Source organism: Pseudomonas trutticola BRTCR10 (assembly GCF_056155105.1).
On the sequence record NZ_CM149552.1, the window covers coordinates 795,977 to 807,738 of the forward strand.

Consider the following 11,762-nt stretch of genomic DNA (forward strand, 5'->3'; position numbering starts at 1 on the left):
GGCGTAGATCTCGGGGATGCCGGCCATTCGCGAGCAGGCTCGCTCCCACAGGGGGGCGGTGGTGTTAATGAATAATCCAGCTCAGCAACCACAACCCCAGCAGCAACCAGATAATCCCGGCAATGATCGACGCATTCATGAACGCGCGAATCGCCGACCACAACAGCATCAACCCGACGATCAGCGCGATGATGCTGATGATCGACGTGTCCATCCCCAGCGTCTTGGCCAGCCCGTCGACAAAGTTGCCACCGGCATTGCTCAGAATGTTGAACAGGCCACTGAGGCCATCAACGATAAAGCGGATGACCGAGCCGAGCGCCTGGCCGAGCCATTCGAAAAAGCTTTCTACCTGCATGTGTGCATCCTGATGAAAGAGCTGAGCCTTGGGCCACAACGCAGGTGGCCGAGTTCCCTGCATGATAGTGGGTTTACTCAATCTCTGTGGGAGTGAGCCTGATCGGGAAGGCGTTGTGTCAGTGACATCAATGGTTGATGACACAGCGCATTCGCGAGCAGGCTCGCTCCCACACTAGATCACCTGCGCTGCTTGCCTTTGGTGGACATCCCCCCGAAGCTATACGCCTTCAGGAGAGCCCGATGAACCTTGTTGAACTGACCGAACGCCTGCACGCCATTCGCGACCGCAATGACTGGCGGCAATTTCACAGCCCGAAAAACCTCGCCATGGCCGCCAGCGTCGAAATGTCTGAGCTGGTGGAGATCTTCCAATGGCTGACGGAAGACCAGTCGCGCCAGTTGCCGGCGGACAAACTCGCCCACGCCGGGCAGGAAGTCGGTGACATCGTCCTGTATCTGTTGCTGCTGTGCAGCGAGCTGGGGTTGGACATGAATGAAGTGGTGCGCAGCAAGCTCGCCGACAGCGAACGGCGGTTCAGCTGATGAGCGACCGGCATTTCGATCAATTGGCGACCCGTTTCGCCGAAAAAATCTACGGCGGTGCCAAAGGCGCGATTCGCCTCGCGGTGTTGCAGGCCGACCTCGCCGAAGCGCTGCCGGATCGTCCGTTGCGCGTACTCGATATCGGCGGAGGTCTGGGCCACATGTCGCTGTGGCTGGCCGAACGCGGGCATGACGTGACCTTTACCGAGCCGGCCGAGCCGATGCTCGAAGGCGCCCGCCAGCGCTTCGCCGAGGCGGGGCAGACCGCGACGTTCATTCAGGCGCCGTGGCAGGAACTGCTCGGGCAGCTCACCGAACCGTATGACCTGGTGATCTGCCATGCGGTGCTGGAATGGCTGGCCGAACCCCATGCGATCCTGCCGGTGTTGCACCAACTGACCAAGCCCGGTGGCTGGTTGTCGCTGGCGTTCTACAACCGCGATGCGCTGATTTATCGAAATCTGCTCAAGGGCCATTTCAAGAAGATGCGCAAGAACGACATGGCCGGCGAAAAGCAGAGCCTGACTCCGCAGCAACCTCTCGATCCTAGGGAACTGGCAACGCAACTCGACGGCCTGTGGCAGGTCGAAAGCCAGAGCGGGATACGGGTTTTCCACGACTACATGCCGGTGGAATTCCAGGCCCGCGCCGAACTCGTGGATTTACTCGAGATGGAGCTCGCTCACCGTCGTCACCCAGGCTTCGCCGGGCTTGGGCGTTACTTGCACTGGATCTGCCGGCCGATCTGATCGGAGCGCGAAATGAACGCACAGTTGGGGTTATTGCTGATCTGTCTGGGGTTGGCCGCGTGCCAGGGCAGCAACCCCTACGTCGCGCAGTCGCGGCCCCTGCCGCCAGCGCCACCGCAAGCGTCCAACACCTTTGATCGCAGCGCTTACCCGGCGCCACCGCGCGATTATGGGCGTTACCGCAGTTGGGCCTGGCTCAACGGGCAGTTGCCGCCGGGCACGGCCTGGGCGGATTCGGCGCAAGTGGCCGAAGCGGTGAGCAATGCGCTGGATCAACGCGGCTTGCGTCCTCTGCACGACAATCGCCCGGCAGACCTGTTCGTCACAGCCAACCTGCGTCTGGAAACCCGCTTGCGTCAGGTCCAGGACGATTACGGCTACGGTGGGTACGGCGGCTATGATCGTTACGGTCGCGGTTACGGCATGTACAACAGCGTGCCGATCGTGCGCACGTATCAAGAGCAGGTTGTGGTGGTGCGGGTCGACCTGTTCGACGCCGGCACCGGGCAACCGGTGTGGAGCGCCAGTGCCGAAACCGCGAACAAGGGCAGCCAGATCGATCGCACCGATGCAATTCGCGAGGCTGTCGAAAAGGCCATGTCGGCGTATCCTCCCAGTTAGCTTCCGGCAGTCGGGAAGCTCCTGCAGGTTCATGTCTTCAAGTGGAGAACAACCATGTTCCGCCGTCTCGCTTTACTGGCCATGGCCGCGCTGCTCAGTGCCTGCGCCGCCAACCAGGTCAACCATGACTTTGATGCCAGCCGCGACTTTGCCGCCTATCGCAGCTGGAGCTGGAAAGACCCCGCTCTGCAATATCGCCCCGACGATCCAAGGATCAAGAGCGACCTGACCGAACAGCGCATCCGCCAGGCCGTCAGCGATCAACTCGATCAGCGTGGCTTGCGCCCTGCCGCCGCGGGCACCAAAGCTGACTTGAGCGTGCAGACCTACCTGATCGTCGAGGATCGTCAGCAGCAAGTGACGACCAACTACGGCGGCGGTTGGGGTGGCCCGTGGAACGGCTACTGGGGCGCGCCGATGTACAACGAAACGCGCAACATCACCTACAAGGTCGCGACCATCCAGATCGACCTGCTCGACGGCAAGGACGGCAAACTGGTGTGGCGCGGCAGCGATGAGCAGATGCTGGCCAGCAAACCGAATCCGGAGGATCGCAGCAATGCCATTCGCGAGACAGTCGCCCGCATCCTCTCCAACTACCCACCGCGTTAACTGCCCTTGACATCAACTCGAACCCTGTGGGAGCGGGCTTGCTCGCGATGACGGCGGCACATCCAGTACTGATGTGTCTGACCCACCGTTATCGCGGGCAAGCCCGCTCCCACAGGTTCATTGGTTGACTAAAGTCAGCATTCCATTAGCAAGGGACTGGCTTGTTGCCAGCAGTCTTATCCAGCGCCGTCTACACTCAAATCCACCAATGGAGGTAGCGCTCGGCAGTGCGCCGGCAAAGGAGTGCGCGATGTCGCCTCGTTCGCAATTCAACGGCCCGGCCCGGCAGCGCGGGGCGATCGGTCTGATGGCGGCGCTGACCCTGGGCCTGGCCTTGGTGTGCATGGTCCTGGTGGTCGACAGCGGCCGTTTGTACATGGAGCAACGCCGTTTGCAGCGGGTGGTTGATGTTGCCGCGCTGGAGGCGGTATCGCGCGGTGGCGATTGCCTGTCAGGTGCCAGCGCCAACGCTTACGCCGCCGCCAGTGCGGCGCGCAACAGTTTTACCGTGGGCCAGGGGGCGACCCTTGTCGTGACCTGCGGTACCGTGCAAACCGGTGCCAACAACCTGCGCGCCTTCGCCGCCGATGCCAGCAAGAAAGAAGCCATCAGCGTGGTCGCCACCCGGGTCGTGCCCAGCAGTGTGGCTGCGGCGCTGTACGGGGTGTTTTCGCCGGGCAGCGTTTCGCCCACCACTCGCCTGGGCGCCACCGCCGTCGGCGCCTCCTCGATTCTGCCGCCGCAGGCGCAATTGACCATCGGCACCACGCTGGCCACCGTCGATGCGAGCAAGTCGGCGCTGCTCAACACGGTGTGGGGGGGCATGCTCGGTGGCAGCCTCAACCTCAGCATTGCTGGCTGGCAGGGGCTGCTGGACGCCAATATCAACCTGCTCAGTTACCTCAATCAACTGGCGCTCGATGTCAATGTCGATGCCGGCAACTACACCCAACTGTTGAGCAAGAACATCCAGATCGGCCAGCTGATCGACACCGCCATCACCGTGCTGACCAAGGGTGGCACCACCACCAGTGTCGCGGTCAACGGCCTGCTCGGGTTGAAGGCCGTGGTCGGCAGCACCGAAGTGGCGCTGGGCAAATTGCTGCAGTTGCAGACCGGTGCCACGTCTGCCGCGCTCAATGCCAATCTGCAAGTGTTCCAGCTGCTTGAGGCCGTCGTGCAGGTGGCCAACAGTCAGAACGCGCTGAGCGCGACGGTGCCGTTGAGCATTCCGGGGCTGGTCAATGGCTCGGTCAAAGTCAAAGTCATTCAGCCGCCGCAATTGTCGGCCGTGGGCAACCCGATGCTGGCCAAGGCCGACCCCATGGGTGCCAACCGGATTTACGTGAAAACCGCGCAGGTACGCACGTTGATCTCGCTGAACCTGCCGGTGCTGTCTGGCGTCGCCGGGCTGGCCAGCGCCATCGTCAGTACGCCGCTGGTGGGCGGATTGACGGACACACTGAACAACCTGTTGCACCTGAACATTGCCGGTACGCTGAACTCGTTGTTTTGCGCGCTCGGTGGCACCTGTCAGCGCACGGACCTGAAGATTCTGCCGACGTCGAGCATCGACATTCTCCTGGAAGCTTCGGCCGCCGACAGCCATGTCACCGATTACAACTGCTTGAGCGATGCGACCAAAAGCCTGACCACCCAGACCAACTCCTCACTGGTCAAACTCAAGGTCGGCAAGATCGACGCGACCAATGCGTTTTCATCCTCGGCAGACGTCACGGTGCAGCCGCTGGCGTTGATCGATGTCGGCGTCATCACCTGCACCATTCCACTGCTGGGCCTGGGCTCGGCCACTTGCGATCCCAACTCGCGCAAGCCGTTTTACGGTGGCGGTCTCGGCGTGATGGTGGACACCTCGGTTGCCAGTACCCAGAACATCCACACCTACAACCAGCCACCGGAAATCAAGCAACCGCCGCTGAACTACAGCTTCGGTACACAAGGCGTGGTCAATAGCCTGAAAGGCACGTTGAGCGGGGTTCAGGTGCAAGCCTACAAACCCACCGGTTCGAGCCTGCTGGGCGGTTTGCTCACCACCACTGCGGATGTCCTGGCTGGCGTCAACAACACGCTGGGCGTGGTCATCGACAACTTGCTCAGCCCGGTGCTTGACCCGATTCTCGACAGTTTGCTCGCCAACCTTGGCATCACTCTGAACAAGGTCGATGTCGGCGCCAACCTCAGTTGTCGACCGCCCGGCCAGCCGACCCTGGTGATTTAATCGTTGAGCGCGATCGGCAGCTCGATACAGAACTGAGCACCTTCGTCGCCATTGCGCACACTCAGGCGTCCGCCCATGTTGTCGATGATGCCGTAACTCACCGACAAGCCCAGACCGGTGCCGACGCCGACCGGTTTGGTGGTGAAGAACGGCTCGAAAATGCGCTCCAGCAGACGCGGATCAATGCCGCCGCCGTTGTCCTCGACCCACAACCGCACCACGTGCTCATCGCACTCGGCACGCACGGCGATCCACGGTTGGAAGTCGCGATCCGCCTCGCGCTTGCCGAGCAAGGCATCGCGCGCATTGACCATCAGATTGATCAGCACTTGTTCGAGTTGATCGACATAGCCGCGCACCTGAACCTGAAACTCCGCCTCGTTGACCCGCAGCTCGACACCTTTGCCACGCAGCCCTTCCGCTAACAGCGACAGCGTGCCTTCAATGGCATCGAGGGGGTTGAACGGATGCTGTTCGATTTCCGAGCGGCGGCCGAACACGCGCATGTGATCCACCACCCGTGCCGCCCGTTGCACTTGCGCGTCGATGCGATTGAGCTTGTCGGTCAAATAGTCGATCTGCACATCGCCGTTGCCCAGACGCTTGAGCACATTGACGATGGCCATGCGCATCACGTTCAGCGGCTGGTTGATTTCGTGGGCGAGACCGGTGGCCATTTCGCCGAGGGTGGCCATTTTTGCGCTTTGCGTCAGCTGCTGCTGGGAGCGCCGCACCTCGGTGTTGTCGCGTCCCACCGCTTGCACCTCGATCAGGCGACCTTGCTCATCAAACACTCCACGATCCGACCAGACCCACCACGCGTGCTCGCGACCGGGCAGGCGCAAATTGATTTCGGCGCTGCTCACCGGCTGTTCCGGGGTCAATTGCGCCAGGCGCTGGATGAAGGCTTCGCGCTGTTCGTCGGACATCCAGCCGCCCAGATTCACGCCGGGCAATTGCTCGGGCAGGCATTCCAGATACGTCGCCAAAGGCCGGTTGCCGAAGGTCAGCGTCAGGTCCGGGCGGTAGCGGCAAATCATCGCCGGCGAGTCTTCCACCAGAATCCGGTAACGCTCTTCGCTGGCCTTGACCTGTTCGGCGGCGAGGGTCGCTTCGGTGACGTCCAGCCACAGTCCCACCGCTTCTACAGGCAGGCCGAGATCGTCACGCAGCAGCTTGGCTTCGTCGAGCAGCCAGTGCGCATTGCCCTGACGGTCGAGCACGCGATAGCGCGTGCTCACCGAACCTTCGCGCAGCAACTGGCGTGTGCGTTCGAAATAGCGCGGGCGGTCTTCGGGGTGTACGTAATCCACCAACCGCCCGTTGTCGCAATCAGCGAGATTCCAGCCGAGCAACGGTTGCAGGCTGGCGCTGAAAAACGTCGGTTGCAGCGCGCCTTCGACATAGCGCTGCACATAGATCACGGCAGGGGCACTGGCGATCAGATTGTCCAGCCGCGCGTGGGCGGCGGCAGCCTGTTGCTGCTGATTCTTGATGTCGCTGATGTCGAGCATGAAGCCCACCAAGCGGCGCTCGGCACCGATGCCCAGCGAGCGACCCTGCAAGCGATACCACAATGGCAACGGCTGATCGCTGGATTGCAGGCGCACACATAATTCCAGTGGCGTGCCTTCGTCCTGCAAGGCTTGCAGATGGCTGCGCAGCTCATCGCGGTCGGCGGGATGCACCTCAGTGAACCAGTCCTGAATCGGTAGCCGTTCCGCTGACAAACCCAGGCTGGCGGCCAGCGCCGGGGCCAGTTGGACTTCGGCACTGTCGCTGCTGACCTCCCACCAACCGGTGCCGAGCAGCGCTTGCAGCACGTCAAGGCGTTCCAGTTGTTGGTGATGGCGATGCTCGCGCAGGCGCTCCAGTAACGGCGCGGCCACGGCAGCGGCCACCAACAGCCAGTCGTGATCGTTCAGATCCGGTGCCTGTTGCTGCGCGTTATAACTGGCGCAGAGCAACCACGCCGCGACGCCCTGCGCATCGCGGTAGGGCACGGCGAAACCTGCGTGCGGGCCGAACAGCGCGCTCAGGCGCGGTTGTTCGCTGGCCAGCAAACGTTGCGGCAAGGCGCCGTTGAGACTGTCGAGGCCAGTGCCCAGACGCTGCTGATCACGCCATATCTGCGGTGCCTGCAACGCGGCGTAATGCTGATGAACCTGCCAGCCCTGGCCTTGCTCATCGAGCAGTGCCACCGCCAGACAAGGGATGTGCAAATGCTGACTCAGGCGTTGCAACTGTTCGCCCAGTACCTCGGGCAAGCGGGCGAGGCTGCCCAGGCGCAACTGATCGCGAACCTGCGTGGCCAACAACTGGCATTGCTCGCGACTGCGGGTCTGCCGCCGTTCGCCGAGCAGGTCGCCGATGTCGAGCAATTGCAGCAACCAGCCGTCACCTTGCGCCTGCACCCAGCCGCGTAAATGCAGCGGCGGACCGGCGAGGCTGAAAAAATCCAGGTCGAGCAACTGGCCTTGCCAATCGGCGGGTCGGCCCTCCAGCGCGAGGCTGCTGTGTGGCAATACATACTCCAGCAACGGCGCGGGATGGCTGGTGGACATCCGCTGCGCGAGTACATGGCGCAGCGGCCCGCTCAGATGAAGGACCTGGCCATCGCCATCCAGATGCAGTTGCAGGCCGACGCTCGGCACCACAGGGTTGTCCAGCGGCTGGACCGGTTCAGGGTGTCGATTGAGCAGGCGACCGAACAGCTTGTCACCGGAACTCAAAATTGCAGGCTCGACGAGGCGCGTAGCGTCGCGGGCAGGCGCGGCACCGAACCAATACCCGGCAACACCAGAAACGGCAGTGCCTGATTCAATTTGCTGGTGGGATAGTTGATGGTCACGGTCAGTACGCCGCCGGTATAGGTGATGGTGCTGTCCGAGGCGGCGTTGAAGTTCAAGGCGCCGGGCAGCCATGCCAATTGCCGGGCCAGCTCGGTTCTGGCAGTGGCCGTGACGGCGGCGGGGTAATTGGCGGTGGCCGGATCAAGTGCCACGCTGCGGCGCACGGCTTCGGCCGTCGATTCATTGAACGACTGCATCAGCAACAGCGGCAGGCTGTAGCTGACCAGACCATAAAACACGGCAAAAAAAACGATGAACACCAAGGCGAATTCGATGGCGACAGCGCCTTTTTGCTTGCGGGGGAGGCCGGATTTCATGAGTGCGTCTACCCTGACAATCACTACGTAATATCAGCATAGAATCATTCGGCCAAAACGGACGTTTTTTACCGCATGCACAGCTTTGTCCTACTGATCTGGCTGACACTTTGCGCGGCGCAGGATGCCCGCCAGCGGCATATCGGCAACGGCCTGACTTTGGGGGTGGGCGGGTTGGCGCTGGGGTACTTGTTGATCACCGGTCACACCTGGCTCGGCGCCGACATGGCGCAAGCAGGCTGGGCAGTGCTGCTGGCCGTGGTGCTTTCTGTTCCTGGTTATATCCTGAAACGTTTTGGCGCCGGCGATGTGAAACTAATGACAGCCTTGGCGCTTGCGACGGACGGTACGCTGCTGCTCGGCGCGTTCATCGGTGCAGCGCTGTCCAGCGCCCTGTGGATCCTGCTGGTGCCAAAACTCTGGCTGCATATGAGTCAAGGGCTTAGAGAACGTCTTCGATATCTAGGGCCAGACAAGTCAAAAAAGCTGCCATTTGCACCGTTCGTGCTGATCGGAACAGTGCTGACTTTGCTTTGGATCCATTAGTCGCCGCATGCCACTACTGCTATGTACATAGTCGGAAAGTGCGTCTACTTTCAAATCAACGTTGTACAGCTTCGCGCTGTCAGTACAGGAACGGTCAGCCTTTGGCCTGGGCATGGAGTGGCAAGTGAACAAGCTTACGTCTGCGGTAAAGGTGCTGGTGGTCGACGATCAGCCGCTGATTGTCGAGGAACTCTGCGAATTCATCGAAAGCAGCGGCTACCGTTGCGTGCCTTGCGAATCGAGCAAGCAGGCGATCGAACAATTCGTCGAAGACCCCGCCATCGGCCTGGTCCTGTGTGACCTGCATATGCCGGACATGGACGGCATTCAACTGGTGCAGGAACTGCAACGGCTGGCGGGCAAGCATCGCGTGTTCGAAGCCATCATGCTCACCGGTCGCGCCGACAAACAGGACGTGATCAAGGCCTTGCGCGCCGGCATCGCCGACTACTACCAGAAACCGATTGATCTGGACGAACTGCTCGAAGGTCTGCAACGCCAGGAAGTGGCATTGCAGGAACGGCAGAAAACCCTGCAGTTGGGCCATCTGAATCAGAAGCTGCAATACCTCTCCGAGTCGATCGACGATCTCTACCAGGACCTCGACAAAGTTCGCCGTGGCCCCGCGCCTGCAAGTGACGACACGTCGGCTGAGCTGGAAGGCGTGGAGATACCGGCGATTTTCAATCAGTTGTCGCCACGTCAGCTCGACGTCGCAAGGTTGGTGGGCAAGGGCCAGACCAACTATCAGATCGCCTGTGAACTGGGCATTACCGAGAACACGGTAAAACTCTATGTCTCGCAAGTGCTGCGACTGACGCATATGCACAACCGCACCCAGTTGGCCCTGGCGTTGTCACCCGGCAACTCGGGACGGCAACGGGTGACCGCGCACTGACATCAACTGACCCCCGCACTCAACGGGGTCATACCCCGCGAACGCTGCTGACCTTGGGTTTGGGAAACAGATTGTCCAGGGTTTCCAGCAAGCGCACGTGATAGATCGGCTTACGGAACAGATCCAGCACCTGCAAGCGCAGCATGTCGCTGACGTCCTCCATGTCCGCGTGCCCGGAGGTGACGATCACCGGCAGATGCTGGCGCGAGGTGTGCTCACGCAGGCGCTTGATCAGCGACATGCCGCTTTCTTCCGGCATGCGCAGATCGGTGATCACCAAGGCGATATCGGGATGGCGGGTGAGGTGATGAAGGGCGAGTTTTACCGACGTCGCGGTGTGACAGGTGAAGCCTTCGCCCTCCAGCAACTCCGCAAGCTCCAGCAGTGCGTCCTCCTCATCGTCGACGAGGAGCAACTGCTGGCGTGGAGTGTGTGAGGAGTTCATAGGCAACACCTGCAAAGGACTGAGTGCTGACGGTAGAACCCAATGGCTGCATTGACAAGTTATCCGCCCGATCAGGGTGTTGGAGTCAGCGCAGTCTGGATAGCGGTCAGAATCGCGGTGACCTGCGTACCGATGCCGTTACCAAATGCGGCAATCACCAGCGCCACCAGACCGACCACCAGCGCGTACTCGATGGCGGAGGCGCCTTCGGTGTCTTTTGCCAGGCCTTTGAAGAACGCGATTTCGGATTTGATCTTTTGAACAATGAGGGAATACGACATGAGAATTCTCCTTGAGCACGCCAGGTGTTGCGCGTTCGCAACATGATTTCCCTGTGCCAGCATCAGCATTGTCGGCATTTCTCGAGCCTACAACTGTAAGAACGGATTAACCCTAAAGTAGTAGGGGGCCGATTCACGGCATAAAACGACATTTGGCGCTTCAGGCCTCTACTTTCGTTGGATATTTCCGCCTTCGTAATGGCGTTTTGTTCGGGCTGCGCTACCGTCAAATAGCGAAATAGTTACTTGTTCATAGCTGCCTGATTGCGAAGTTATCTCGTTGAACGTCACGGGTCACTGCAAGAGAGACAAAGCGCAGCGGGAAAGGGAGAGCCGTCATGAACAGTCGCGTCACTTTGGGTCTGGCCGGGTTGTTTCTGGTGGGCGCCATCATTGCCGGATATTGGGGGCTGACATTGAGCCGGCCATCAGTGGCCGAACCGGTCGCAGCACCTGCCGTGGTGCCGGTCGTAACGCCCGCCGCCAAGGCCGAACCTGTCGAAGATCCCACACGCCAACCCGTCGTTGTGCTGCTGCGGGACATCGCCCCTTTCGTGAAAATCACCGCGGCTGACGTTGCCGTGGAAAAACTGCGCACTGCACCCGCCGGTAGTCTGGGCAACGTCGATCAAGTGATCGGCCGCACGCCGTGGCGGCCCTTGAGTGCCGGCAGCTGGTTGAATGAAGAGAGCTTCGAGCCGGGCAGCCAACTGGCACGGATGATTCGCCCCGGTGAGCGCGCACTGGCCGTGGCGGTGGATGAGGTGATCAATGTCGGCGGGCAATTGGCGCCCGGCGATTACGTCGATGTGCTGCTGTTTCTGCGCAAGGACGAAAGCAATCCACAGGCCTCGGCGCAACTGGTGGTTCCGGCGGTGCGAGTGCTCGTGGTCGGCAGCCAGAGCGGCCTGACCAACGACGGCCAGCCAAGCAGCCCCGCGCGCAGTGACGACGAACGATTGAAACAGGAACAGCAACGCATGGCCGCACGCAGCGTGGTGCTGGCCGTGCCTGAGCCGTTGCTCAACCGCTTGATGCTGGCCTCCGGCGCCGGGGTGTTGCGCTTGGCAGTGCGCAGCGCCGATGAGCAACAACTGGCGAAATACTGGGCTGGCGAAAACGATGTCGCCACCCGTCTCGACACGCCGCGCCGCGACCTGCTCGAGTTCAGCCAGTTGTCTCTGGCAGCACCGCCAAAACCACTCGCGGTGGCCGGGCAACCGACGGCGCGCAAACCCACCGTGGAAGTCATTCGCGGTGCCGAAAACGCTCAACCCACTCCCTGATTCGAGCAAGGAC

The 11,762-nt window shown here is 61.2% G+C and carries 13 protein-coding genes; 8 read left to right on the top strand and 5 right to left on the bottom strand.

Annotated features, from left to right (window positions below; genetic code table 11):
* Positions 1-64: 64 nt before the first annotated feature.
* Positions 65-358 carry a hypothetical protein gene (locus ACVVH8_RS03385; protein WP_007914623.1) on the bottom strand — a complete coding sequence of 98 codons (294 nt, stop codon included), beginning with the start codon at positions 356-358 and terminating at the stop codon, positions 65-67.
* Between the two features lie 242 nt (positions 359-600).
* On the opposite strand from ACVVH8_RS03385, the gene ACVVH8_RS03390 reads away from it, so the two are divergent.
* The 5 genes from ACVVH8_RS03390 to ACVVH8_RS03410 all read left to right on the top strand — a co-directional run bounded on the left by ACVVH8_RS03390 (position 601) and on the right by ACVVH8_RS03410 (position 5,124).
* On the top strand, positions 601-903 hold the full coding sequence (locus ACVVH8_RS03390; RefSeq protein ID WP_007951009.1) for a MazG-like family protein: 303 nt from the start codon (positions 601-603) through the stop codon (positions 901-903).
* Positions 903-1,652 carry a methyltransferase gene (locus ACVVH8_RS03395; protein WP_213027441.1) on the top strand — a complete coding sequence of 250 codons (750 nt, stop codon included), beginning with the start codon at positions 903-905 and terminating at the stop codon, positions 1,650-1,652. The genes ACVVH8_RS03390 and ACVVH8_RS03395 overlap by 1 nt, the downstream gene beginning before the upstream one ends.
* Before the next feature lie 12 nt (positions 1,653-1,664).
* Positions 1,665-2,273 (top strand): DUF4136 domain-containing protein, encoded by a 609-nt coding sequence (locus ACVVH8_RS03400; RefSeq protein WP_475228500.1) that lies wholly within the window; start codon positions 1,665-1,667, stop codon positions 2,271-2,273.
* 54 nt (positions 2,274-2,327) lie between these two features.
* Positions 2,328-2,885, top strand: coding sequence for a DUF4136 domain-containing protein (locus tag ACVVH8_RS03405; RefSeq protein ID WP_475228502.1), 558 nt, complete (start codon positions 2,328-2,330; stop codon positions 2,883-2,885).
* A gap of 250 nt (positions 2,886-3,135) precedes the next feature.
* Entirely contained in the window at positions 3,136-5,124 is a 1,989-nt protein-coding gene (locus ACVVH8_RS03410; RefSeq protein ID WP_475228505.1) for a pilus assembly protein TadG-related protein, read from the top strand.
* Here the strand turns inward: ACVVH8_RS03410 and ACVVH8_RS03415 are convergent.
* Positions 5,121-7,856, bottom strand: a complete 2,736-nt coding sequence (locus ACVVH8_RS03415) for a PAS domain-containing sensor histidine kinase (RefSeq protein ID WP_475228507.1) — start codon at positions 7,854-7,856, stop codon at positions 5,121-5,123. The two genes, ACVVH8_RS03410 and ACVVH8_RS03415, sit on opposite strands and share 4 nt — an antisense overlap.
* Positions 7,853-8,293: a TadE/TadG family type IV pilus assembly protein gene (locus ACVVH8_RS03420; protein WP_401300697.1), complete on the bottom strand. Its 441-nt coding sequence runs from the start codon at positions 8,291-8,293 to the stop codon at positions 7,853-7,855. Before ACVVH8_RS03420 ends, ACVVH8_RS03415 begins: the two co-directional genes overlap by 4 nt.
* Before the next feature lie 75 nt (positions 8,294-8,368).
* Here ACVVH8_RS03420 and ACVVH8_RS03425 point away from each other — a divergent pair, with 75 nt between their 5' ends.
* Together ACVVH8_RS03425 and ACVVH8_RS03430 are read left to right on the top strand one after the other, a co-directional pair.
* The gene (locus tag ACVVH8_RS03425) at positions 8,369-8,839 is read left to right on the top strand and encodes a prepilin peptidase (RefSeq protein ID WP_475228510.1); all 471 of its coding nucleotides are present in this window, start codon (positions 8,369-8,371) and stop codon (positions 8,837-8,839) included.
* 124 nt (positions 8,840-8,963) lie between these two features.
* Entirely contained in the window at positions 8,964-9,737 is a 774-nt protein-coding gene (locus ACVVH8_RS03430; RefSeq protein WP_315446390.1) for a response regulator, read from the top strand.
* A 28-nt stretch (positions 9,738-9,765) separates the two neighbouring features.
* Here ACVVH8_RS03430 and ACVVH8_RS03435 read toward each other — a convergent pair whose 3' ends face one another.
* Both ACVVH8_RS03435 and ACVVH8_RS03440 read right to left on the bottom strand, forming a co-directional pair.
* Entirely contained in the window at positions 9,766-10,182 is a 417-nt protein-coding gene (locus ACVVH8_RS03435; protein WP_103306298.1) for a response regulator, read from the bottom strand.
* A gap of 71 nt (positions 10,183-10,253) precedes the next feature.
* Positions 10,254-10,463: a Flp family type IVb pilin gene (locus ACVVH8_RS03440; RefSeq protein WP_038360610.1), complete on the bottom strand. Its 210-nt coding sequence runs from the start codon at positions 10,461-10,463 to the stop codon at positions 10,254-10,256.
* 338 nt (positions 10,464-10,801) lie between these two features.
* Between ACVVH8_RS03440 and cpaB the strand changes: the two genes are divergently transcribed.
* Positions 10,802-11,749 carry a Flp pilus assembly protein CpaB gene (cpaB, locus tag ACVVH8_RS03445; protein WP_475228512.1) on the top strand — a complete coding sequence of 316 codons (948 nt, stop codon included), beginning with the start codon at positions 10,802-10,804 and terminating at the stop codon, positions 11,747-11,749.
* Positions 11,750-11,762 lie beyond the last annotated feature (13 nt).

What these genes read in the sequence shown, in the direction of transcription:
- ACVVH8_RS03385 (WP_007914623.1), bottom strand. Translation starts at nt 358, where the DNA reads ATGCAGGTAGAAAGCTTTTTCGAATGGCTCGGCCAGGCGCTCGGCTCG.
- ACVVH8_RS03390 (WP_007951009.1), top strand. Translation starts at nt 601, where the DNA reads ATGAACCTTGTTGAACTGACCGAACGCCTGCACGCCATTCGCGACCGC.
- ACVVH8_RS03395 (WP_213027441.1), top strand. Translation starts at nt 903, where the DNA reads ATGAGCGACCGGCATTTCGATCAATTGGCGACCCGTTTCGCCGAAAAA.
- ACVVH8_RS03400 (WP_475228500.1), top strand. Translation starts at nt 1,665, where the DNA reads ATGAACGCACAGTTGGGGTTATTGCTGATCTGTCTGGGGTTGGCCGCG.
- ACVVH8_RS03405 (WP_475228502.1), top strand. Translation starts at nt 2,328, where the DNA reads ATGTTCCGCCGTCTCGCTTTACTGGCCATGGCCGCGCTGCTCAGTGCC.
- ACVVH8_RS03410 (WP_475228505.1), top strand. Translation starts at nt 3,136, where the DNA reads ATGTCGCCTCGTTCGCAATTCAACGGCCCGGCCCGGCAGCGCGGGGCG.
- ACVVH8_RS03420 (WP_401300697.1), bottom strand. Translation starts at nt 8,293, where the DNA reads ATGAAATCCGGCCTCCCCCGCAAGCAAAAAGGCGCTGTCGCCATCGAA.
- ACVVH8_RS03425 (WP_475228510.1), top strand. Translation starts at nt 8,369, where the DNA reads ATGCACAGCTTTGTCCTACTGATCTGGCTGACACTTTGCGCGGCGCAG.
- ACVVH8_RS03435 (WP_103306298.1), bottom strand. Translation starts at nt 10,182, where the DNA reads ATGAACTCCTCACACACTCCACGCCAGCAGTTGCTCCTCGTCGACGAT.
- ACVVH8_RS03440 (WP_038360610.1), bottom strand. Translation starts at nt 10,463, where the DNA reads ATGTCGTATTCCCTCATTGTTCAAAAGATCAAATCCGAAATCGCGTTC.
- cpaB (WP_475228512.1), top strand. Translation starts at nt 10,802, where the DNA reads ATGAACAGTCGCGTCACTTTGGGTCTGGCCGGGTTGTTTCTGGTGGGC.